Source organism: Nocardia sp. NPDC006982, from assembly GCF_042869435.1.
Lineage (GTDB): Bacteria > Actinomycetota > Actinomycetes > Mycobacteriales > Mycobacteriaceae > Nocardia.
This window is the reverse complement of sequence record NZ_JBIAFV010000004.1, coordinates 338,654-362,432: the sequence shown is the minus strand read 5'-3', so window position 1 is coordinate 362,432 and position 23,779 is coordinate 338,654. Positions and strand designations below refer to the sequence as shown.

Sequence of the window (23,779 nt, the reverse complement as noted above, 5' to 3'; positions counted from 1 at the left end):
GCACGGCCGTATCGCTTGCCGAACAAGCCGATCGGGCCGCCGCGCGCAATGCGGCAGCCCGATCGGGACTCAGTCGACCGCCAACGCCTCCACGATCGGCATGCGCGCCGCACGCAACGCGGGCGGAATCGATCCGAGTAGCGCCAATGCGAGTGCGGCGGAGCCGTACACCAGCAGCATCGGGCTCGGCTGGTACGCGATGTCGATTGTCAGCGCATGCCCGACGGCGACGGTGGCCAGGTATTGGATCGCCGCGCCGGCTGCGAGACCTATTGCCGCGCCGATGAATCCGATGCCGACGGCCTCGGCGAGCACCGAGCGCAGCAGGAATTTGCGGCTGGTGCCCATGGCCCGCAGTACGCCGAGTTCGCGGCGGCGTTCCAGGACCGAGAGCATCAGGGTGTTCAGCAGTGCCACGGTGGCCACCAACACCACGATCCACAAGATGGCGTAACTGATCGCCGATCCCTGCCGCAGGCTGGAGGAGATGGCGACGACCGCTTGCGCGCCGGTGTCGACGTGGATATCGGCGGGTACCACGCGCCGCACGGCGGCCTGCACTGCCGACTTGTCCACGCCCGGTTGGAAATGCACCGCGAGTACGGTTTCACCCGGTCGCTGATACCACGCGCGCATCTGGTCGAGATTCATCACGACCACGCCCGAGATGGCCGAGATATACGGAATCACGTCCAGCACCCGCACGGTGTGGTTGCCGGTCGGGGTCGGCAGGGTCAATTCGGCCCCGGCGCCGACGCCGAGCGATCGCGCGACATCCCGAGATATCGCCACCCCGTCCCCGGCGGCCAAGTGGGCCACGACTTCTCGACTCACCGAGCCGGTCTCGGATTCGTCCGCCTCGCTCGGATATCCCTGCAACATCACCCGTCCGGTGCCGAGGGTGGCGAAGGCCATCTGCGCGGGCCCGACCTCCCTGACACCGGGCACCTCGGCGATCTTCTCGCGTAATCCGTTGGGCAGCAACGGACCTGTAGGGAACTGCTCCATGGAGCTGGTGCTGACGAACAGATCGGTGTCGCTGAAGCCCGCGAAGGAGGCGGTGGCCGAATCGACCATATTGCGCGAGCCCCCGCCCATCGCGACGGTGGCGGATACGCCGATCATCACCGTCATCGCGGTGGCCCACACCCGCCGCGGTGCGCGTTCGAGGGTGGTGGCCCCGAGCGTGCCAGGTGCACCGAAGCGTCCGGCGATCGCCGCGGCGGCCCGCACGATCGGTCCGGTAGCGGCGAAGCACAGCGTCACCGCCCCCGCGAACGACATCGAGATCGACGCCAGCGACATGCGGCCGAGATCGGTCTCGGCAATGACGATCGCGCCGACGATGAGGCCGGCGCCGAGCACGATCGAGGTCCAACGCAGTGCCGCACTCGTCGCATCGGTGCGCGCCACCCCCACCGGCGCCAGCGCCTCGATCGGTTCGACCTTGTACACCTGGCGCGCCGCGATGGCAGCCGCCAGCACACTGGCCACCACGCAGGCGCCGATCGCCACCGGAATCGCGTACCCAGGCACCATGTATTCGGTGCGCGCCTCCACCGATTGCATGATGGCGGTGGGAAGTTTGCCGATCGCGACGCCACCCATGGCGGCACCGACCACCGCGCCGCCCAACCCGCCGAGCACGCCGAGCAGCGCCGCCTCGACCAGCAGATCACGCACCATCGGCCCGCGCTTGCCGCCGATCGCCCGCAGCATGGACAACACCGGCCTGCGCTGGGCGACCGCCATACTCATCGCGTTGTAGATCAGGAATGCCGAGACGATCAGGGCGGCCGCCGAGGCCATGAGCGTCGAGTACCGCACGATCTGGATGGCGCCACCGGCCTGTGCGGTGCGCAGCCCGGGATCGGCGACCACGGCGCGTCCGTCGACCACCTTGGTCAGCGTCTCGCGCAACTGGTCGACATCGGTGCCGTCGGCCGCGATGATCTGAATCGAGTCCAGCCGCCCGACGCGGTCGGTGAGTTTCTGCGCGAGCCCGAGCGGGGCGGCAATGATGTGGCCACCGTTGAGCTGCTCGGCGGTCTTTTTATCGAGAACCGCTGCGACAGTGACGGTTCCAGAACCGAGTAGGAAGTGTTCGCCCTCGGCGCGCCCCATTCCGGATCCGACAAGGACACCGTTCGGCACGGTGAGCAATTTGCTCGCCTGCGCGGCCATCGGCCCGCCCAGATTGCTGCCGAGTGCAGTGATGCTGATGTCGGCGCCGATCAGCAACGCCTTATCGGCGCCCGATCCGACCTGCGCGCGCAACATCGGCACTGCCTTGTCGACGCCGGGTGTGGTCGCGATGCGTTGCAGTTCCTGCTGATCGAAGCCCGCGTCGGTAATCCCGGTGACCTCCAATACGGCATTGCCGCCGAGACTGCGGGTGAGCCGGTCCACCGAACCGGTGACCGAACCGGCGATGCTGAACACCGCGACCAGCAGCGATGCCGAAATGGACATCACCGCCAGTGACATGAGGGTGCGGCTGCGGTGGGCGAGCAATTCACCGATATTGAACAGCCGCAGCCGATCCCATGCCGCGCCGATCACGCGCGCACCGTCCGCATGGTGATATCGACCTTGTCATTGGAGCCGATCTGCCCGTCGCGCAACGTGATCACCCGGTCGCAGTATTCGACAGCACCCATATCGTGGGTCACCATCACCACCGAGTTTCCGTTGCCCGCAATATCGCCGAGCAGTTTCAGGATGGACGCACCGGTCTTGGAATCCAGATTGCCGGTCGGTTCGTCGGCCAGGATCAGCGGCGGATCCATGATCAATGCCCGCGCCACCGCGACGCGCTGCATCTGACCGCCGGACAATTCGGCGGGCCGATGGGCGGCGCGTTCACTGAGCCCGACCAAGTCGAGCAGTTCCAGCGCGCGCGGTTTGGCCTTGCGCAATCCGGTGCCGTCCAACAGCTTCGGAATGGCGACATTTTCCCAGGCGGTGAGGGTTGGTAGCAGATTGAAGAACTGGAAGATGAAACCGACACGGTGGCGGCGGAATTCGGACTGCCGCTCGTCGTCGAGGCCGCCGATCTCCGCACCCCGAAAGCGGATCGACCCGGAGTCGGGGGTATCGAGTGCGCCGAGCAGATGCAACAGCGTGCTCTTACCCGAGCCGGACGGCCCGATGATCGAGGTGAATTCACCGGATTCGATGCGCAGGCTGATGCCGTCCAGTGCACGCACCGCCTGTTCGCCGACGCGATATTCCTTGGTGATATCCGTCAGTTCCAGCATGGCCTGGTCCGACATGGCGGTCCCCCACCCTCTTTCTCAACTATTCGATCTTGCTCGATTGTGGCGCACCGCAGTGTCGCACCTGCCGTTATCGCGCCATCGCCTCGGCCGCCTGAACTCGGCGGCGATACTGTGCGTCGAGCACGGCGCGCAGGACCGGTTGTTCGGCGGCGAGTTCGAGATAGGCCTCGACCGTGGATTGGCCCTGCACCAGTGCCTGGTCCAATTTCGCGTCGAGATGGATATTCCACCGATATCGCAACGCGAGTAAGAGACCCTCCGGTCCGCCGAACAACCGGTCCAGTTCCGGGATCTGCGCGAACAGGTCGGGGCTGGCCGGATCGATGGCCGCGCGGGTGAGCACGGTGTGCACGATCTCGGTTCGGCGGTGGTGATCTTCCCATCCGTTGCGATTGCTTGCAGGTCGCTCGAAATGATCGGACATGGCATATGCCCTTCCGTGATTTGGTAGATCTCACGCTACGGACGACGAAATACGGTGTCTTCGTGCCAGGGACGCGAATCGGTCTCCTACCGCGGTAGGAGCCGCGGCCCGCTCCGAGCACGATGCACCGCCCCGACGTGGTGGCGCTGGCGACCGAGTGCTGGCCGGGTTGGTGCTGCGCGAGGGGCGGCCTGGTTGTCGGGCGCGACGATCAGCTCGGATGTGAACGACATCGAGCCGACCCGAGCGTGGTCAGGTCGGCGCGGTCGCGGTCGCGGCGCGCTTTGTCAACGGATATTAAAGATTTTTCGGTAATTCGAAAGGCCACCGCTACGTCGGCGTGGAGCTGGCCCAATCCCCGCGCCGCCAGCAACAGCACCGAATCCGCAGAACAGGACACCAAGTCCACAGCATGCACTGCTGGACCGACAACCGAATCAGTGGTGACCGCCCTGATACAGCACGCCCCGGCGGGGTTGACCGGATCGGCTCCGATCGATACCGTCGCGACCCACAATTCGATGGCGAAAAATCTCCGCTGCTCGCCATCTCTGACCCCGGAAAGTCGTTCATGGTGACCAACAATCCGATCGCGGACCGGCGCACGACCGAGCCTGGCAATGGTCGGTATGGAACGGCGGCGAAGCTCGCGGGGTTACATGATCTGACAGCCCGGTCCAGATCCCCTGGAACGCCGCGTGCAGTTGCCAGGCAACGTTCACGTGGCAAGAAGACTGCCAGGGAACGCATTGCGCTTCTGCTCGATCCCGGCTCCTTCGTCGAACTCGATGCCTTCGCACGGAACCATTCGACCGATTCGGATGTCGACGACCATCCGAACGGCGACGGCGTGGTCATCGGCCATGGCACCGTCGATGGCAGGCCGCTTGCGGTGTTCGCCCAGGACTTCACCGTCTTCGGTGGCACGCTCGGAAAGGTGCATGGCGAAAAGATCTGCAAGATCCTCGATCTGGCCGCCAAGGCGGGTTGTCCAGTGGTGGGTATCAACGATGGAGCTGGTGGGCGAATCCAGGAGGGGGTGGTCGCGCAGGCGCTCTATGGTGAGATCTTTTTCCGGAACGTCAGCATGTCGGGTGTCGTTCCGCAGATTTCGATCATCATGGGCCCGTGCGCTGGAGGCGCGGCGTACTCGCCCGCGCTCACCGATTTCGTCGTGATGGTGGACAAGACATCACATATGTTCGTCACCGGCCCCGATGTACTGGCCGTCGCGGTGGGCGAGCGGGTGGAGCTCGAGGAACTCGGCGGCGCTCAGGTGCACAACTCTCGTTCTGGCAATGCGCACTATCTCGCTGAGGACGAGGAAGATGCGATCGATTATGTGCGGGATCTGTTGTCCTACCTACCAGGCAACAACTACAGTCTCCCGCCCGTCTATGCCGCGGGGAAGAGCCGGGTCGGGTCCACGCTGGATTCGCTGGTCCCCGACTCCGCGAACCAGCCGTATGACATGTACGCGGTGGTCGATGCCATCGTGGACGATGGCGACTTCCTCGAAGTACAGCAACTGTTCGCACCCAACATCATCTGCGGTCTGGGCAGGATCAACGGGACTTCGGTCGGGATCGTGGCAAATCAGCCACTGAAATCCGCCGGATGTCTGGACATAGACGCATCGGAGAAAGCCGCGAGATTCGTGCGGACCTGCGACGCATTCAATATCCCGATCGTCACACTGGTCGATGTACCCGGATTCCTGCCCGGCTCCGACCAGGAATGGAATGGCATCATCCGACGTGGTGCGAAACTGCTGTACGCCTACGCGGAGGCCACGGTTCCGAAGATCACCACGATTATTCGTAAGGCTTACGGCGGAGCGTACGTTGTCATGGGTTCCAAGCACCTGCGCGCGGATATCTGCTTCGCCTGGCCGACCGCCGAGATCGCCGTGATGGGCGCGGCGGCCGCAGGAAATATTCTGCACCGCGACCAGATCGTCGGCGCAGCGGATCCAGAAGCTGTTCGCAGCAAGCTGATCGACGAATACGACCAAACCCATTGCACGCCTTACCGGGCCGCCGAACGCGGATATGTCGATGCGGTGATCGCGCCGTCCGAGACGCGGCGGAATATTGCAGCCGCACTTTCCATCATGAACGACAAGCGCGAGCCATCGCATCCGAAGCGGCACGGAAACATACCACTGTAGAGAAATCCCCCTTGTTGCGCCGGTACCAGTCGGAGTAGTTGTTTGAAAGGAAATGCCGATGGTGATCGGTGACATCGCACATCTGCTGATGGACGAACCGCGGCGACTGGACGAACCTATCGCGGTCGTTGGGATGGCCTGCCGCATGCCGGGTTCGGTCGAGTCGGCGGACGATCTTTGGCGGCTGCTCATCGAGAAGCGGGACCCGGTGCGTGAGGGCCCCTTCGACCGGTGGGATGTCGACGCCTTCTACGACCCGGATCGAGAGGTGCGAGGCCGCTCCAACACTCGTTGGTCCGCCACACTCGACGACATCACCGGCTTCGACGCCGCATTTTTCGGTATCTCTCCCGCGGAGGCCGCGTCGATGGACCCGCAGCATCGGCTACTGCTGGAAGCCTCTTGGGAAGCACTGGAACACGCCGGCATCCCACCACGCGACGTCGCGGGATCCCAGGGTGGTGTGTTCGTCGGACTGTGGAGCCAGGACAACTCCGTCCGCCTCGGCACGCACTACGACGCGATAGATGCCTATGCCGCGACCATCGGAAATGTGCACTGCACCGCGGCAGGGCGGGTCTCGTATGTTCTCGGGTTGCACGGCCCTTGTGTCGCCATCGACACCGCCTGCTCGTCATCGCTGGTTGCTACCCATTTGGCCGTTCAAAGCCTGCGAACCGGGGAATCCGATTTCGCGCTGGCCGGTGGTGCGAACATCATGCTGACCCCGGAGTTCATGCTCTCCGGAACGCAGTGGGGGATGTTCTCACCCACCGGGCGCTGTCATGCTTTCGACTCTCGCGCTGATGGTCTGGTGCGCAGTGAGGGCGTCGGAATCGTTGTCCTCAAACGGCTTTCGGACGCGCAACGCGACGGTGACCGGGTGCTCGCGGTCATTCGCGGCTCCGCGATCAACCAGGACGGACGGTCGCAGGGACTCGTTCACCCTTCCGAAGATGCCCAACGCATGGTCTACGCTGCCGCGGTCGCACAGGCGGGCATCGATCCCGGCCTGGTGGGGCTGGTGGAGACCCACGGCCCTGGGACCCAGGTCGGCGATCCGATCGAATTCCGCGCGCTGACGCTGATCTACGGCAACGGCGCGGGACGATGCGCACTGGGTTCGGTGAAATCGAATATCGGCCATCTGGAATCGGCCTCGGGAATCGCGGGCTTCATCAAAGCCGTCCTCGCGCTCCAGCACGGTGTCATCCCGCCGAATCTGCACTTCCAGCAGTGGAATCCGAAAATCTCCCCGGACGGCACCCGCTTCTTCGTGCCAACCGAGCCGACGGAGTGGCCGGTGGACGCGCCGACGCGGCTGGCAGCAGTGTCGTCGTTCGGATTCAGCGGCACCAACGCTCACATTGTTCTGGAGCAGTACACGGATCCGTTCACCGCCGAGACGGCGACCGACTCCCCACCGCGTCCGGTCTTGGTGCCGCTCTCGGCGACGGCGCCCGGAATGCTCGGTGCGAGCGCCGCGCGGCTGTCCCGCTGGCTCACCGACAACCGAGACGGAGTCGAACTGGGCGATGTGGTGCATACGCTCGCGGTGCGACGTTCGCATCACCGGTCTCGGACGGGTGTGGTTGCCGAGTCCGTGGACGAGCTCATCGACGGTCTGGACCGAGTCGCCGCGGGCGATGACCAGGACGATTCGCTCGGCGACACTGTTCCCGCCGCCGCCGAAGGGGCGGTGTGGGTGTTCTCTGGGCAGGGTTCCCAATGGGCGGGTATGGGACGTCGACTGCTCGACGAGGATCCGGTCTTCGCCGCGACGATCGCCGAACTGGAGCCACTAGTAGCCGCCGAGGCCGGCTTCTCGGTGACCGAGACGCTGCGCGCCCCGACGGTGGTCACCGAGATCGACCGGGTGCAGGTCGCCCTGTTCGCCACCCAGGTGGCGCTCGCCGCGGTGTGGCGGTCCCTTGGTCTGCGACCGGCGGCGGTACTCGGGCATTCGATGGGCGAGGTGTCGGCCGCGGTGGTCTGCGGTGCCCTGTCCATACCGGACGGCGTGCGAGTCAGCTGCCGCCGCGCCGCCCAGCTGGTTCCATTGGCGGGCACCGGTGCCATGGCATCGGTGGACCTTCCGCACCAGGAGGTGGCGGAGGAACTGCGTCGGGTCGCCGACGTTACGGTGGCGGTCATCTCGTCACCGCGTGCCACCGTGATCGCGGGCGGCCCGGAACCGGTGCGACAGATTGTCGAGGACTGGCAGCAGCGTGGGCTCATGGCCAGATTCGTCGCGTCCGACGTGGCAGCACACGGACCGCATCTGGACCCCTACGCTCCTCAGCTGATCGGGGCGCTCTCCGATATCCGTCCTGAACGGCCCACTGTGCCGTTCTACTCCACCGTCACCGACGATCCGCGGCAAACCGTGCTGTTCGACGGCGCTTACTGGGCGGATAATTTGCGCAAACCGGTGCGGTTTGCCCATGCGGTGCAGGCGGCCGCCGAGGATGGGCATGCCGTATTCCTCGAAATTTCGGTACACCCCTTGGTCGGACACGCGATGCGTGAGACGCTGCAGGAGATCGACGTCGATGCGGTTGTCACGCATACCATTCGCCGCGACAACGACGATCTGCGCACCATCACCGGCCAGCTGGCCCGTCTGTACCGCGTCGGTGTTCCCATCGACTTCGGTCAGCGTCATGGGCACGGAACCCTCGTCGCAGCGCCGGCGACCACATGGAACAGGATCCGCCACTGGATTGATCTGCCGCTGCCGCACCCGGCGCGACAGCTGGCGGACGAGATTCGGCCACCGCTGCTCGGTATACACACAGTCGTCCCCGAGGCCGGGCGCAGGCATCTGTGGCAGGTCGATGTGGGCACAGGGGCACAAGCATGGCTCGCCGATCATCAAGTAGAAGGCGTCACGGTACTGCCGGGAGCGGTGTACTGCGAGACGGCACTGGCAGCCGGAATCGAATTCTTCGACTGCGCCGTAGAGCATGTACAGCTGTCCGACATCAGATTCGTCCGGCTACTGCCGGTGCGCGAACACACCACGCTCCACACCTCGCTCAGTCCACGCGGCGATGACACCGCGATCGTGGAGATGGTCAGCAAGGGTGATGGCGACGACGAGTGGATTACCCACGCGACCGCCGAGTTGCGGTACCTGCCGCAGGGGATCGGTTTCGAGCCGGTCGATCCGGTTGCCCTGGATGCGGTCTATCCCGAGCACATCGACGTCGAGGGTGGCTATGCGGAACTTCGCGCGGACGGCTACCACCATGGCCCAGCGTTTGCCGGACTGGAGAGTCTGCGCCGCGCCGGGGACGGGAGGATGCTCGCGCGGGTCGCTGTGCCGCCTGCCGCCCGTGCCCTCGCCGGCCCGGTGAGTCTGCATCCGGTCCTGTTCGATGCATGCCTGCAGACTCTGCTCATCTCGGCAGTTGCTGCCACCGGCAGTGCCGGTACCAGGATGCTGTTCCCAGTGGGTGTCGGATCACTGCGGGTTTACGCCGCAGCCGGTGCGGCAGCATATTGCGAGGCGGCACTCGTTTCGGCTTCGGCGGACGGCGCGATCGGTCGACTGCGAATATTCGCGACGGACGGCTCCGTTCTGGCCGAGGCAACAAACGTGCGGTTCGCGCCAATGGAGCGGAAAACACCCACGCGCGGGCATGAGCGATTGTTCCATGAGCTCCGGTGGACCGCTGTGCCGCTGGAAGGGACGACCAGTGCACGCGGGACATGGCTGCTCCTCGGTAACGACGACAATCCGCTGTCGGCGGCTCTGTGTGCCGAATTGACCGCATCCGGGGCGACCGCGACACTGCTGAGCGCCCGAGCGTCGGGTACGTCGTTGTCCGCGCCAGCGGTGACGAGCGCGCTCACCTCCGTGACGGACGTCGTCTTCCTCGCGACCTCATCGGCTTCAGCAGAGCCGGATATCGCGGACTCGTGCCGTGACGAGGTGATGCGCCTGATCGATCTGACCGTGCTGTTGTCCGAGTCCGAGACCGGCATGCCTCGGCTGTGGATCATTACTCGAGGTGCTCAGGCGATCTCCGGAGACGAGGTGCCTACCCTCGAGCACGCTGGGTTGCGCGGTGTGAGCCGGGTGGCGATGTGCGAGCACCCGGGTCTGCGCACGACCTTGATCGACGTGGAGCCGGATACGCGCCACCTGCGCAATCTCGTCGCCGAGCTGTTCGCCGACGGTCCCGACGACGAGATCGTATGGCGAGGCGGGCAACGCTGGACGGCACGGCTGGTCAACGCTCGGATCAGCGACGAAACCTGGCGAACACGGCCGCAGCGGATCCAACGGTACGGTCGTGACCGGATCTCGCTCGACATCGCTCGCCCGGGTGATCTGGACACGATCGGCCTAGTCGCCCGACCGCGTCGTGCCCCGGGGCGCGGTGAGGTCGAGATCCGGACCACGGCCATCGGCCTGAACTTCGCCGACGTCATGCACATGCTCGACATGTTCCCCGACCTGCACGGCACCTCCGGCCGACTCGGCCTGGAATGTGCCGGCGTCGTCACCGATATCGGTCCTGGAGTGCACCACGTGCGGGTCGGCGAGCGGGTCATGGCGTTCCACGACGGCACGGCCGACACTTTTGTCACCATGCCTGCGGAAGTTGTTGTTCCGGTACCCGAAGCGATGACCGACATTCAAGCGGCCGGTGTGCCCGCCGCCTACCTGACCGCCTGGTACGCGCTGACCCGGATCGCCCGCCTCGGTGCCGGCGAGCGAATCCTCATCCACGCGGGCACCGGTGGAGTCGGTTTGGCCGCGATCGCCATCGCGCGCTCACTCGGCGCGGAAGTAATCGCCACGGCGGGCAGCGATCGCAAACGCTCCTACCTCCGCGAACTCGGCGTGCAGCAGGTGATGGATTCCCGGTCACTGGACTTCGTCGACCAGACCCTCGCTGCCACCGGCGGCGAAGGAGTGGACGTCGTGCTGAATTCGCTATCCGGACCCGCGCTCTTCGCGGGCCTGGAAGTGCTGAACCTCGGTGGGCGATTCCTGGAGATCGGCAAACGCGATATCTACGCCAACGCCAAGTTGGGACTGCTGGCGTTGCGCCGCAACGTCACGGTGGCCGCCGTAGATCTGGCCGTCCTCGGACGAGAACGCCGGCCTCTGATCCGGGATCTGTTGAACGAACTGGTGCGGGAGTTCACCGCTGGTCGTATCGACCCGCCGACCTGTACCGAATTTCCGTTCACCGAGGCGGCCACCGCGTTGCGCTACATGGCGGCCGCCAAGCACATCGGCAAGCTGATCCTGACGGTTCCGCAAGAGGGCGAGATCGAGGTCGCGGCTCCGGAGGGCAGCACGCCGGTCGTCCGGGAAGGCTCGAGCTACGTCATCACTGGCGGACTCGGCGGGCTCGGCCTGGAAATCACCCGTTGGCTCGCCGACCGCGGCGCCGGCCGGATCGTGCTCAATGGCAGATCGGCGCCTGCCGAATCGGCCGTCGCCGTGCTGGCCGACATTCGCGCGGCGGGTACACAGATCGATATCGTCCGCGGCGACATCGCCGAACCTGGTGTCGCCGAACGACTCGTCACGGCGGCAACAGCGGAGGGGCGGCGTTTGGCGGGGGTACTGCACGCGGCGACGGTCCTCGATGACAGTGCCCTGAGCCAGCTGAGTGCCGACCGGCTCGACCGGGTATGGCGGCCGAAAGCGACCGGCGCGTGGCGGTTGCACGAGGCAACCTGTGAGCTCCCACTCGACTGGTTCGTGCTCTTCTCCTCGGTGGCTTCGCTTCTCGGCAGCCCGGGACAGGGCAACTATGCCGCCGCCAACGATTGGCTCGACTCTTTCGCCAGATGGCGACGGGCGCGCGGGCTGCCGGCACAAGCCATCAACTGGGGCGTGTGGGGAGATGCCGGCCGGGCAACGGAGCTGGGCCAGCGCGGGTACGCGGCGTTCGGTACCGCCGAGGGTCTGCGCTGCCTGGCGGATCTGATCGACCACGAGCGGACCAACGCGGGCGTCTTCATCTACGATCCCGAACACTGGTTCCACGCTTCTCCCGGTGCGGCCGAATCTCGGTTCTTCGGCGACATGCCGGAGCGAGCGGCGGGGGAATCAGAGGTGGGCAGCAACGACGGCATCAACTCCCGGCTGCGGACCGCCGCCCCCGATGAGCGGATCCGGCTCGCGCTGAGCTACCTCGGTGTGTGCACGCAGACAATACTCGGACTCGGCAGTGCCTCGGTCGACTCGAAGACGGTGCTGTCCGACCTCGGATTCGACTCGCTGACTGCGCTCCAGCTGCGCAACCGGCTCGAAGCGGACCTGCAGGTGAAGGTCCCTGCCACCATCGTGTGGACGCATCCCAGTGCGGGCGAGCTGGTCGACTATCTCCTGGAACGCCTCGATCTGGAGGCGGGGGCGGGCGATGAGCAGACGCCCAGCGTTCGTACCGACACCGTCGTCGCGGCCGGACGCTGGTTCAAGACGTTTGCGCCACGGCCCGACGCCGCGACACGGTTGTTCTGCTTCCCCCACGCTGGAGGTTCGGCATCGACCTACCTGCCGTGGAGTGAGCTGCTTCCCGAGCACGTCGAGTTGCACGCCGTCCAATTGCCTGGACGCGAAGACAGGGCGGACGAGGAACCACGGCGCGATCTGTTCGCACTGGCTGAAGAACTCGCGGCAATGATCGCGGCGGACCCGGATCGTCGTCCGTTCGCATTCTTCGGGCACAGCGGCGGTAGCCTGCTGGCGTTCGAGACCGCTCGTGCGCTGTGGGCTGGCCACGCTATCACTCCGGTGACGCTCGGGATCTCGGCCGTACCGGCACCCGACGGCCCAGGAATGGCCCAACTGTCGGAACGTCTTTTTCGTCATCCGAGTCCGGAGGCTCTGGAGGCGTTGGCCTTCATACCACAGGAGATCAGGCAGGAACCTGGTCTGTTCGAACGAGCCACACAGGCCCTGGGCTACGACTACACCATGTACCGCGGTTATCAATACACTGCCGCATCGGTTCCGCTCGACTGCCCTGTTGTGCTGTTCACTGGTGATGATGACCCGCTCTGCAAGCCCGAGCATCTGGCGGGATGGGATAAGCAGACAACCGGTCCCGTGACAACCTACGTCTACCAAGGGGATCACTTCTATCTCCGAAACCACCTCCCGGAATTGATCGAACAGCTGACGAAAACGCTCGAACGACAAACCCGGTCCACGTCAAGGCCACCTGGGGCCGGATAGCTGATCCGTTCGGTAGATCGCACGCTACGGACGGCGAAATACGGTGTCTTCGTGCCAGGGACGCGAATCGATCTCCTACCGCGGTAGGAGCCGCGGCCCGCTCCGGGCACGATGCACCGGTCCCGACCTGGCGGTTAGCCTTACAGGATGGATGTGACCCACGCCATTGCATCGTCGGCGGGCGCCCAACCGGCGATACCGTTCCGCGAGAGTGGGCGCGTCCGGGATCGGTTCGTGGCCTTCGTACGCAACCCGGTCGCGGTCCTGCGCCGCAATCTCGAAGAGCTGCCGTTCGACTATCCGCCCTCGGTGATGATCAGCGCCGATGCGGCTCTGCTTGTGGTCGGTGTCGGCGCGGTCATTCAGCGCCACGAATATTTTCCGACCGCGCTGCCGATTCTGGCGCTCGTCCTGGTCTTCGTCTCGGTGCCGCTGTTCTGCTTCTTCGGTGTGACGCCGAGCCCGATCCTGCTCGCGGTCTCCGGCCTGGTCGCGACGGCGATCATGCTCACCCAGCCGGTGTCGTCCGACCTTTCCCCGTTCATCCTGGTGGTGATGGTCGGCGAAGTCGCGGCCATCGTGCGAAAACGCTTCAGCGCATTGTTCGCGGTGGTCGCGGTACTCGAGTTGATGGCCTTCGACGCGGCCGGTCATCTGATGTGGAGCGTGTCGGGTCAGCGGTTGGCCGGCCTGCAGATGTACATCGTCGGGATCGCGCTCGGCTGGCTGGTCGGCGTGATGCTGCAGTACCAGCGCAAATTCCTTTATCAGGAACGTCAGAGTCAGCAGATCCGGGCCGAACGCGCCGCCGACGCGGAGCGCAGCCGGATCGCGCGCGAGGTGCACGATGTCATCGCGCATTCGCTGAGCATCACCCTGCTGCATCTGACAGCCGCCCGGCACGCACTGCAGACCGACCGTGACGTTGACGAAGCGGTGGACGCACTGGTCGACGCCGAGCGACTCGGCAGGCAGGCCATGGCCGATATCCGCCGCACCATCGGCCTGCTCGACGCCCGGCCGTCCAAACTCGTTCCGGAGCCCGGCATCCGCGATATCGATGATCTGGTCGGTGATTTCGCCGGGGCCGGATTGGATGTTCGCTATACCCGTACCGAGGATCTGTCCGCGGTGTCCGCTGCGGTCGGACTCGCGCTCTATCGGATCGGCCAGGAGTCCCTGGCCAATGTGATCAAACATGCGCCCGGCGCGACCGCGACCGTGCTGTTGGAGGTGGACTCGTCGGTGGCCCGGCTCATCGTGAACAATTCGCTGCCCAAGGAATTGCCGCCGGATCTGGGCGGCGGGATGGGACTGTCCGGTATGCGCCAGCGTGCCGAACTGCTCGGTGGCCGCATCAAGACCGGGCCCTACGACGACGGCTGGACGGTGCGAGCCGAATTCCCGCTCAGCGGCGCGCGGGCCTGGTCGATGCCGTGCGGCCTGCCCGACGTGATCCATGGGGCCGCGACTGCGATGCGTGACATGCGGCGCGACGGCGCGGTGGGGGAGGGCGCGTGACGACATTGCCTGCTGCCGGTGGCGAGGAGACGGTCACCGTGCTGGTCGTCGACGATCAGGAACTCGTCCGCGGCGGGCTGCGGCGCATACTGCGGCGGCGCGACGGTTTCCTGGTCATCGAATGCGCCGACGGCGACGAGGTACCCGCCGCGATAGCGGCCAACCGACCCGATGTCGTGCTGATGGATCTGCGCATGAAGCGCGTCGGCGGCATCGACGCGACCCGCATGCTGCGTGCGCGCGACGGTGCGCCGCCGGTGCTGGTGCTCACCACCTTCGACGACGACCAGCTGCTTTCCGGCGCATTGCGGGCCGGAGCGGCCGGATTCATCCTGAAGGATTCGCCCGCCGAAGATCTCATCCGGGCCGTCCGCACGGTCGCCGTCGGCGGGGCCTGGTTGGACCCGTCGGTCACCGGTCGGGTGCTCTCGGCATATCGGACGGTTCGCCCCGCCGTCACCCGCGCCGACAGCCGACTCTCCGAACTCACGGCACGCGAGTACGAGGTGCTCGAATTGATCGGGCGCGGGCGCGTCAATGCCGAGATCGCACGCGACCTCGGCATCTCCGAAGTCACTGTCAAGAGCCATGTCGGACATATATTCGGCAAACTGGAGCTGCGGGATCGGGCCGCCGCGATCGTGTTTGCGTTTGACCACGGGGTGGTCGCACCAGGACAATCCACGGGTTGACGGGCAGCCGGATCGCGCATACCCGGAGCTGGTGATGGGCGATCTTTGCCCGGGATGTGGAGGAATGACGGGGTGGACGGACCTGGATGGAGAGTCGGCAGTCGGTTCGGGCCGTATGAGCTCAGAGCACTGATCGGCAAAGGGGGTATGGGCGAAGTCTACGAGGCGTACGACACGGTGAAGGACCGCGTGGTCGCGGTCAAACTGCTGTCCGACGAACTCGCCAGGGACCCGGTCTACCAGGTGCGCTTCCGTCGCGAATCACAGGCGGCGGCGCGGTTGGCCGAACCGCACATCATCCCGATCCACGACTGGGGCGTGATCGATGGTGTGCTGTTCATCGATATGCGGCTGGTGCCCGGCACCGATCTGCGCGAGATCCTGCGCAATCAGGGGCCGATGAGCGCCGAGCGCGCGATCGGCATCATCGAGCAGATCGCGGCCGGTTTGGATGCCGCGCACGCCGATGGTCTCGTGCACCGTGATGTGAAACCGGCCAATATCCTCGTCACCGAGGCGGATTTCGCCTACCTGGTCGACTTCGGCATCGCCCATATCGAGGGCGACAGCGCGGTCACCCAGGCGGGCATGGCGATCGGCTCGTACACCTACATGGCCCCGGAGCGATTCGATTCCGGACCGGTGACCGGTCGCGCCGATATCTACTCACTCGCCTGTGTACTGCACGAATGCCTCACCGGAGCGACACCGTTCCCGGCCGGGAGTATGAGTGGGCTGATCCGGTCGCACCTCACCGAGGCGCCGCCGCGACCGAGCGTGCAGCGACCGGGCGTCCCCCCGGCGATGGACGAGGTGATCGCCCGCGGCATGGCCAAGGAGGCCGCCGATCGCTTCCCGACCGCGACCGATCTGGCGCGCGCGGCCAGGGCCGCACTCGGCACCGCGCCCGCCGCGAATACGCCGACCTTGATCGTGCGGCCGCCCGATCCGTCGCGCGGACCGTCGGATCAGGCTGTGGTGCACCGCAGTCCGGCCTCGCCCGCGGAGTCGACGGGAACGATTCCGGCGGTGATCCATCCGACCGCGCCGACGGTGGTCTCGCCCGCCGATCTCCAGTTCACGCCGTTGCCGCCGCAGCAGCCCGCGGGTCCGCCGTTCGGGTCGCCCGGGGTCGGTCGGCAGGTGCGGCCGTTTCCGGATGCGCATTTGTACGAGGAGTCGCCGCCGGAGTTTCCGCAGCACTTGCCGGCACCGCGGTACCCGGGTGATCCGGCGGCTCCGCCGACTCAGCGGTATCCGGAATCGCATTACCCCGAAGCGGGGTACCCGGAGGCTCGATACCCGGCGCGGCAGTATCCGGAACACTATGGTGCGCAACAGGATTCGTCCGCTCCGGAGACGCGCCGGGTCCCATTGCCGGAACCCTTCTCCGGCACACCGCCATTCGAGCCGCCGCGCGGTCCCGCCCATGCGGCGCCCACCCCGTACCGGCCGTCGCCACGACCGGCCGAGTATTCGCCGCAGGGCTATGCCGAACCCGACTACGAAAACGATTACTACGTACAGGATCCCGCCGCGGATCCGGATCAGCGGGATCGATCGGTCATGCTGCCGATCATGGTCACCGTCTTCGTCATCGTTGTGCTTGCGGTCGGCGGTGCCATCGGCTGGCAGGTGCTCGGCTCCGGCAAGTCCGAGGATTCGAATGTGCAGGCAGGTGCGCAGGTGACCACGACGGCCGCCATCGGCACCGGAGGCGGTTCGACCACATCGCCGTCGACCTCGACCACCAAGGCCGCACCCACCTCGGTCACCCTGCCCGCTGGCGCGACGAACTGCACGAACGGTCAACCAGTCGCGGGCAGCTTCACCCAGTCGGCCACCGGATCCGCGGTCACCAGCTGTGGTTTCGCCGAAGCGGTCCGCAAGGCATACGCCGAATCCGCCGCCACGAACGTCTCGCGCTCATCGCGCTCGGTAGTGGCAGCCAGTCCGGTTACCGGCCGGACCTACACCATGAACTGCGTCGCGGAGGGACAATTGGTGACCTGCACCGGCGGTGAAAACGCGGTGGTCTATATCTACTGACACCGGAAAGTGACATCACGGCTGTTGCGGTTGAACGGACCTCAGTCGGCGAGATAGCGCAGCATCACCACGGTGTTGAAGTGCCTCGTCTCGGCCAATCGAAGCTGGATGCGCTTGTCCAGCAATGGGAACAGCGGTGTGCCGCCCCCGAGCACCACGGGCAAGAGGAACAGCTGGTACTCGTCGATGAGCCCGTGTGGCATCAGCGAGGCCGCGAGGCTCGCGCCACCGACCTCCATGACGCCATCGCCTCCAGCCTTGAGCCTGCGCACCTCCTCGACCGCGTTCTCGCTGATCAGTGTGCTGTTCCAGTGGACTTCGGTGAGCGTCCGGGAGAAGACGACCTTCGGTTTCTCCGTCCAGAGCCTGCTGAATTCACGCTCGATACGCGGCGCGTCCTCGGGTATGTGTGGCCAGTACTCGGCCATCAGCTCGTACAGGCGACGGCCGTGCAGCGAGACCTCGATCTCGCGGTAGCGGTCATTGTGGAACTGGTGCAGCTCATCGTCCGGGTTGGTCCAGTCGATGCGGCCGTCGCGGTCTTCGATGTAGCCGTCCAGGGACACGCTCAACCCGTAGATCAGTTTCCTCATGACCGGTTAGACCTCCTACGCGTTGGAAATTCATCGGCGCTCATCGGACAAAAAGAGTGGCTCTGTGGCATCAGGTCCCGGAGCCTCCGCAAAAACCCGTTGGCGGACCACGGTTACCACTGCTACTTTTCCGGAGGCCGTGCAAGAGAACGAGGAGGTGGTATCCGTGAACGCAGTATCGACATGGGTGCTCCCCTCCGGGGTCACGGTCGGGCGATAAATCGTCCGGGAGCGCCGTTCAGCAGCACTCCCGAAAGGCACGACCGTGCAATTCATTACCGAACAGCGCCTCGACGACGACATCCTCGAGCGCGAATTCACCCTCGGCGAGATCCCCGGCATCCTGTGGACGCCCGGATCCGCATCCAAACCGGTGCCGCTGATCCTGGTCAGCCCCCCTCCCCTCGGGCTGCGCACGGCGTACCCGCGACTGCTAGCCAGGGCCCGGCAGGCCGCGGCGGAGGGCTACGCCGTGGCCACCATCGAGCTCCCCTGGAGCGGTGACCGGCCCCGTTCGGCCACCGCTGATCAGGCCCTCACCGACCTGCACCGGGCGCTGGCGGCTGGCGGGCCGGTCGACAACGAGATCATCGACCGGCTCATCCTCCCGCTGGTCGACAAGGCGGTCCCGGAATGGCGGGCCACCCTGGACGCCCTCCTCGCGCTGCCCGAGATCGGCGGCCCGGTCGGCTACTCGGGCGGGGTGATCTCCATCGGCACCCGGCTGGCGATGGTCGAGCCACGCATCGCGGCCGCGGTTCTGTTCGCCGGTAGTTTCGTGCCCCGCGCCATACTCGAGGAGGCCCGACAGGTCACCATTCCGCTGCATGTCCTGCTGCAATGGGACGACGAAGGAAACGACAGACAGATGGCCCTGGACCTGTTCGACGCCTTCGGCTCCGAGGAGAAGACGCTGCACGCCAATATGGGCGGGCACACCGGCGTCCCGCAGTACGCCGGGGAGGAGGCGAACCGGTTCTTCGCTCGGCACCTGAAGTGAGTGGGGCGATATCGGCCTCGGTTCAGCGGGTGGCGATGATTGCCGAGCCGTGACCGAAGAGGCCCTGATTCACCGCGATGCCTGCACGGGCGTTCTCCACTTGGCGGCTGTCGGCTTGGCCGCGCAGTTGCCAAGTGAGCTCGCAGATCTGAGCGATCGCCTGTGCGGGGATCGCCTCACCGAAACAGGCCAGCCCACCACTGGGGTTCACCGGTACACGTCCCCCCAAAGTCGTTGCGCCGCTGCGCAGCAGTTCCTCGGCGCCGCCCGTGTCGCAGAGCCCGATGTCCTCGTACCAGTCCAACTCCAGAGCGGTCGAGAGGTCGTAGACCTCCGCGAAGGACAGGTCGGCGGGCCCGAGCCCGGCCTCCTCGTACGCGGCGTGCGCGATGGCGGAACGGAACGCGTGCGGCGGGGGCTCGACGGCCACGGCGGAGTCCGTCGCGAAATCCGGCAGGTCGAGCACGGTTTTCGGGAACGTCGGCGTGACCGTCGACAGCGCCCGGATCCGGACCGGGTCGGTGACGCCGTGGCGGCGGGCGTACTCCATCGAGGTCAACACCAGTGCGGCACCGCCGTCGCTGGTCGCGCAGATGTCGAGTAGCCGCAGCGGGTCCGAGACGATCGCCGAGGCCGCGACCTCCTCGGCCGAAACCTCCTTGCGGTAGCGGGCGTACGGGTTGTTCAGGCCGTGCTTGGCGTTCTTTACTTTGACCGCGGCGAAATCGTCGAGCGTGGCACCGTGCAGCGCCATCCGGCGACGGGCATAGAGCGCGAAATAGATGGGGTTGGTGGCACCGAGCAGGTGGAAGCGCAACCAGTCCGGATCGTCGCGGCGTTCACCGCCGACCGGCTGGAAGAAGCCCTTCGGGGCGGCATCCGCGCCGACCACCAGCGCTACATCGGTCAACCCGGCCAGGATCTGGGCACGCGCATTGGCGATGGCTTGCGCACCGGAGGCGCAGGCCGCGTAGCTGCTCGAGATCCGCGCACCCGACCAGCCCAACGCCTGGGCGAATGTCGCACCGGATACGAAACCGGGGTATCCGTTGCGGATCGTGTCCGCACCGGCGATGTAGCCGACGTCGAGGTGGTCCACCCCGGCATCGGCCAGCGCCGCGCGTGCCGCGACCAGCCCGTATTCGACGAAATTGCGCCCCCACTTGCCCCACTGGTGCATGCCCGCACCGAGGACGGCAATGTCGCGATCATTCGTGTCAGGCATCGACCGGCCTCCACATCCACACCGTGTGCTCGGCGTCCTCGTCCTCGTACAGCACCCCGACGGTCAGTTCGACCGGCATGCCGACGGCCAGGTCGTCCACCGTGAGGCCGCGCACGACCTGCCCGAGAATCACCATCTGCTCGACCTCGAGCTCCACCGCCGCGACGACATACGGCTCGAACGGATCGGGCGAGACATAGGGTGGGGGCGGCTTGTACCGGGCATCCGCATATGACCAGATCCGGCCACGCGTCGAGAACAGGTACTCGACCAGCTCGGAGCCGTCCTTCGGACTCGCACACTGCGGGTTGCGACAGGCCAGCGTGTTCCGCGGGAAATACGGTGTGCCGCATACATTGCAGCGAGTTCCCACGAGACGTACCGCGCCGTCGTCCGCAGTGAACCAATCTGCCACTGCGGGCCGTTGTTCTTTCTGCACAAACCCGACGTTATAGGAACACGTTCTATTTTGGGGCGGAAATCTGCTCCGGCGATGTACGCGCGGAGGTACGGTGAGTGCGGATTGAGGACGCGACGAGCCCCCTCGAGTCGACCTGGAGTACCACAACGCCGATGGGCAGCAAAGCCATTGACCCGCAGTCGATCCGCAACGTCACGATCATCGGGGACCCCGACGAGACGACGCGGCTCGTCCACCGCCTGTTCCGCCGTTTCGCCAGGACCGGGTCCGGCGCGGCGGCCACGGTCCATTGGGTGACGGGCCGTGTCGATCACACTATTCATATCGCCGAGCTGTCGAGCCGCGCGCCCATCGCGGACCTGGAGCGGTCCATCCGGGTAGCCGACGGGGTGATCACGGTCGTGAACGCTGCCGTGGAGAGCACCCCGCGACTCGGGACGATACTGCGGCTTGCCGACGACCATCAGGTCGCACGGCTGTGTCTGGTGACCGGACTCGATCATCCCGCCGCCGACTTCGACCGCTGCGTCCGCACGATCACCGAGACGCGCGGGGCGGTGCCGTTGGCGCTGCAGATTCCTATCGGCATCGGTACCGAGTTCAAAGGCGTCATCGATCTGGTCCCGATGTGGGCGCTCGAATCGATGGCCGACGAATTCTACGGCAGCCATTGGAAAGTCGCCGAGCAGTGGTACCGCAACCTCGTGGCCACGGTGATGGATCGGGATGCGGCAGATTCGGACGCCGTCCTCGGCCTGCGCGAGATCCCACCACCCGAACAGTTGCACGAGCGCATCCGCTGCCTCACACGCATCGGCGACGCGGTGCCCGTCCTGTGTGATGCGGCGCCATGGAGTGACGACATCGCCCCGCTCCTGGACGCCATCGTCCGGTATTTGCCGTCTCCCATGCACGTCTGTCAACCGGAACATGCCCTCGACTATTGACGGACGCTGCCGTAGGGCGGTGTTCGTGCCGCCATCGCTGCCCTGCCGAACGCGCGGCGGTCCGCTAGTTTGGTGGTCGATACCTTGGCGGTAAGGAGGTGCGATGGAGCTCAAAGCGGTGTTGGGGCCTGTTGCGGGCGGATTCAACGCGGGCGTCATGGCGTTGACCAAGGCACCATGGATCGGGCCTCGGGTGAGCCGGGCGATCACCGAGATCACTTATGTCGGCCGACGTTCCGGACGCACCATCAGCACGCCGGTGGGCTTTCGACGTTCTGGCGACGAGGTCACCATCGCGGTCGGCATGCCGGACCAGAAGAGGTGGTGGCGCAACTTTCTCGGCGCGGGTGGCCCCATCTCGCTGAAGCTGGACGGCGTCGAAAGGTCCGGGCATGCTGTTGCCCGACGCGATGACAAGGGCCGCGTCAGCGTCATTGTGCGCTTGAACGAGGTCGATTAACCCATAGTGCCGTTGCTTGCGGCCGTGACCGCCTACACCCTGAACTGGCGCCAGGGTCAGTCCTGCGGAGTGAGCAGGACGATCGGGATTTCGCGGTCGGTCTTCTGCGCGTACTCGTCGTACAGCGGGAAGATTCGCGCCATCTGGAGCCAGAGGGGCTCACGTTCGGCCTGGGACGCGACCCGGGCGCGAGCGGTGAACCGACGGCCGCCGACCTGCACCCCGACGCTCGGGTCCGCTTCGAGGTTCTTGAACCACGCCGGATTCTCGTCGGCACCAGCCTTGGAGGCGACGACGACGAAGTCCTCGCCCGCAGTGCCGTAGATCAGGCACGTGCGGCGCGGAATGCCGGTCCTGCGTCCGGTCGTGGCGAGCACGAGCGTGTAGACGCCGTTCGACTCGTGTCCCTCGGTGCCACTCGAGGCCAGATACGTACGAGTCTGCTCAGCGACCCAGTCCCACTGCGAGTCGGTGGCGTGGTCGAGGTCATCGGCGACAGCCATGACGGATGGTCCTTTCTGGAACGGAAGTCTGGTACGGAACGTGCTGTCTACTTCAGTTGAGCTCCTCGACCAGCCCGATGATGATGCCGTCGGGGCCGCGAAGGTAGCAGTACTGGTACATGTCCCCGTACCGCGCCACCTCGCCTACGAGTTCGGCGCCGTGGGCGCGCAGATGGTCGAGGGTGTCGCCGACGGCGTCGACGACGAAAGTGAGGCGAGGGATGCCCGGGGTGTTTATCGGCGCCTTCGGCGCACTGCTGGTGGCCACCGGCGTATGGAACGTCGACAGCTCGACCCGGCCGTGGCCGTCCGGGGTCCGCACGACGGCGATATCGGCTCTGACGCCGTCCAGCCCGACGAGCTGATCCACCCATTCACCCTCGACTGCTGTCTCGCCCTCCAGTTCCAGGCCCAATTCGACGAAGAACGCGATAGCGGCCGCGAGATCTTCGACCACGACGCCGACGTGATCCATCCGGTAGATCATCGTTCCTCCTGTGTTACGCGGCCCGTAGTGGCCGCTCGTGCCCCTGGGACGGAGCTGGCGCAATGTTCTCGACACAATGACATCTGTGATGGCCGTCATAGCCCGTGGCCCGCATGCCCGAGCGTTCGCGCTCGTCCCCCAACTCCTTTCATCTGCCGCGTGGATCACCGATGAGATCGAGCATCTCGCGGCGTCGATATCAGTGATCCACCCGAGAGGAGAGCGTTATGAACCCGTCCAGCAACGAATCGGCACGCAGGCGCCTGGAGGTCTTCGCCGGGGAATGGACGATGCAGGCCGGACCTCCTGGCGGGCCGCCGTGGCCGGGCGCGGGCCGGGTCACCTTCGAATGGCTCACGGGCACACCGCTGTTGGTTCAGCGCTGGCATATCGACCTGCCCGAGGCTCCCGACGGTGTCGCAGTCATCGGTTGCGATGGAATGAACGACACCTACTACCAGCTCTACACTGACGACAGGGACGTTCAGCGAATCTACGAGATGACCCTGACCGACGGCATCTGGACCTTGCAGCGCGACGGGGAGCCCTTCGCACAGCGATTTACCGGCAGGTTTTCCGACGACGGTGCGACGATCCTGGGTCGCTGGGAGCTAGCCGAGGACCGAAGGACCTGGACGACGGACTTCGACCTGACGTACACGAAGGTCGCATAGCGTCGCACTCCAGGACCGTGCGTCTGTGTGCCGTAGCTGGTCGTCACGGTTCCGAGCTACAGGTCCCGATTCGCCTGGCAACGCATCCCTGCTGTTCAGTTGGCCGCAACTGTTCGTTGCTA

At 65.8% G+C, this 23,779-nt stretch carries 17 protein-coding genes; 9 read left to right on the top strand and 8 right to left on the bottom strand.

Annotated features, from left to right (window positions below; translation table 11 throughout):
• Positions 1–69: 69 nt before the first annotated feature.
• The 3 genes from ACFYOW_RS18675 to ACFYOW_RS18665 form a co-directional block, all read right to left on the bottom strand.
• A complete protein-coding gene (locus ACFYOW_RS18675) occupies positions 70–2,562 on the bottom strand; it encodes an FtsX-like permease family protein (protein WP_387289410.1) in 2,493 nt (830 codons plus the stop codon).
• Positions 2,559–3,275, bottom strand: coding sequence for an ABC transporter ATP-binding protein (locus ACFYOW_RS18670; protein WP_387289408.1), 717 nt, complete (start codon positions 3,273–3,275; stop codon positions 2,559–2,561). The genes ACFYOW_RS18675 and ACFYOW_RS18670 overlap by 4 nt, the downstream gene beginning before the upstream one ends.
• Before the next feature lie 73 nt (positions 3,276–3,348).
• Positions 3,349–3,705 carry a hypothetical protein gene (locus ACFYOW_RS18665; protein ID WP_387289406.1) on the bottom strand — a complete coding sequence of 119 codons (357 nt, stop codon included), beginning with the start codon at positions 3,703–3,705 and terminating at the stop codon, positions 3,349–3,351.
• Between the two features lie 571 nt (positions 3,706–4,276).
• On the opposite strand from ACFYOW_RS18665, the gene ACFYOW_RS18660 reads away from it, so the two are divergent.
• From ACFYOW_RS18660 to ACFYOW_RS18640, 5 genes are all read left to right on the top strand, one after another.
• The gene (locus tag ACFYOW_RS18660) at positions 4,277–5,875 is read left to right on the top strand and encodes an acyl-CoA carboxylase subunit beta (protein ID WP_387289404.1); all 1,599 of its coding nucleotides are present in this window, start codon (positions 4,277–4,279) and stop codon (positions 5,873–5,875) included.
• Positions 5,876–5,933: 58 nt separating this feature from the next.
• A complete protein-coding gene (locus ACFYOW_RS18655; RefSeq protein WP_387289401.1) occupies positions 5,934–13,085 on the top strand; it encodes an SDR family NAD(P)-dependent oxidoreductase in 7,152 nt (2,383 codons plus the stop codon).
• Positions 13,086–13,232: 147 nt separating this feature from the next.
• Positions 13,233–14,606, top strand: a complete 1,374-nt coding sequence (locus tag ACFYOW_RS18650; protein ID WP_387289399.1) for a sensor histidine kinase — start codon at positions 13,233–13,235, stop codon at positions 14,604–14,606.
• Positions 14,607–14,644: 38 nt separating this feature from the next.
• Positions 14,645–15,298 (top strand): response regulator, encoded by a 654-nt coding sequence (locus tag ACFYOW_RS18645; RefSeq protein ID WP_387290067.1) that lies wholly within the window; start codon positions 14,645–14,647, stop codon positions 15,296–15,298.
• 54 nt (positions 15,299–15,352) lie between these two features.
• On the top strand, positions 15,353–17,347 hold the full coding sequence (locus ACFYOW_RS18640; protein WP_387289397.1) for a protein kinase: 1,995 nt from the start codon (positions 15,353–15,355) through the stop codon (positions 17,345–17,347).
• A 41-nt stretch (positions 17,348–17,388) separates the two neighbouring features.
• Here ACFYOW_RS18640 and ACFYOW_RS18635 read toward each other — a convergent pair whose 3' ends face one another.
• Positions 17,389–17,940: a dihydrofolate reductase family protein gene (locus ACFYOW_RS18635; protein ID WP_387289395.1), complete on the bottom strand. Its 552-nt coding sequence runs from the start codon at positions 17,938–17,940 to the stop codon at positions 17,389–17,391.
• A 265-nt stretch (positions 17,941–18,205) separates the two neighbouring features.
• Between ACFYOW_RS18635 and ACFYOW_RS18630 the strand changes: the two genes are divergently transcribed.
• A complete protein-coding gene (locus ACFYOW_RS18630; protein ID WP_387289392.1) occupies positions 18,206–18,940 on the top strand; it encodes an alpha/beta hydrolase in 735 nt (244 codons plus the stop codon).
• A 22-nt stretch (positions 18,941–18,962) separates the two neighbouring features.
• On the opposite strand, the gene ACFYOW_RS18625 is transcribed toward ACFYOW_RS18630, so the two are convergent.
• Together ACFYOW_RS18625 and ACFYOW_RS18620 are read right to left on the bottom strand one after the other, a co-directional pair.
• On the bottom strand, positions 18,963–20,165 hold the full coding sequence (locus ACFYOW_RS18625; protein WP_387289390.1) for a lipid-transfer protein: 1,203 nt from the start codon (positions 20,163–20,165) through the stop codon (positions 18,963–18,965).
• Positions 20,158–20,580, bottom strand: a complete 423-nt coding sequence (locus tag ACFYOW_RS18620; protein WP_387290065.1) for a Zn-ribbon domain-containing OB-fold protein — start codon at positions 20,578–20,580, stop codon at positions 20,158–20,160. The genes ACFYOW_RS18625 and ACFYOW_RS18620 overlap by 8 nt, the downstream gene beginning before the upstream one ends.
• A gap of 158 nt (positions 20,581–20,738) precedes the next feature.
• Here ACFYOW_RS18620 and ACFYOW_RS18615 point away from each other — a divergent pair, with 158 nt between their 5' ends.
• Together ACFYOW_RS18615 and ACFYOW_RS18610 are read left to right on the top strand one after the other, a co-directional pair.
• Positions 20,739–21,533, top strand: a complete 795-nt coding sequence (locus ACFYOW_RS18615; RefSeq protein WP_387289388.1) for a GTP-binding protein — start codon at positions 20,739–20,741, stop codon at positions 21,531–21,533.
• A 103-nt stretch (positions 21,534–21,636) separates the two neighbouring features.
• Positions 21,637–21,993: a nitroreductase/quinone reductase family protein gene (locus ACFYOW_RS18610; protein WP_387289386.1), complete on the top strand. Its 357-nt coding sequence runs from the start codon at positions 21,637–21,639 to the stop codon at positions 21,991–21,993.
• A gap of 56 nt (positions 21,994–22,049) precedes the next feature.
• Here the strand turns inward: ACFYOW_RS18610 and ACFYOW_RS18605 are convergent, their stop codons facing one another.
• Positions 22,050–22,496, bottom strand: a complete 447-nt coding sequence (locus tag ACFYOW_RS18605; protein ID WP_387289383.1) for a nitroreductase family deazaflavin-dependent oxidoreductase — start codon at positions 22,494–22,496, stop codon at positions 22,050–22,052.
• 52 nt (positions 22,497–22,548) lie between these two features.
• Positions 22,549–22,983 (bottom strand): VOC family protein, encoded by a 435-nt coding sequence (locus tag ACFYOW_RS18600; RefSeq protein ID WP_387289381.1) that lies wholly within the window; start codon positions 22,981–22,983, stop codon positions 22,549–22,551.
• Between the two features lie 227 nt (positions 22,984–23,210).
• Here ACFYOW_RS18600 and ACFYOW_RS18595 point away from each other — a divergent pair, with 227 nt between their 5' ends.
• Positions 23,211–23,657, top strand: a complete 447-nt coding sequence (locus tag ACFYOW_RS18595) for a hypothetical protein (RefSeq protein ID WP_387289379.1) — start codon at positions 23,211–23,213, stop codon at positions 23,655–23,657.
• Positions 23,658–23,779 lie beyond the last annotated feature (122 nt).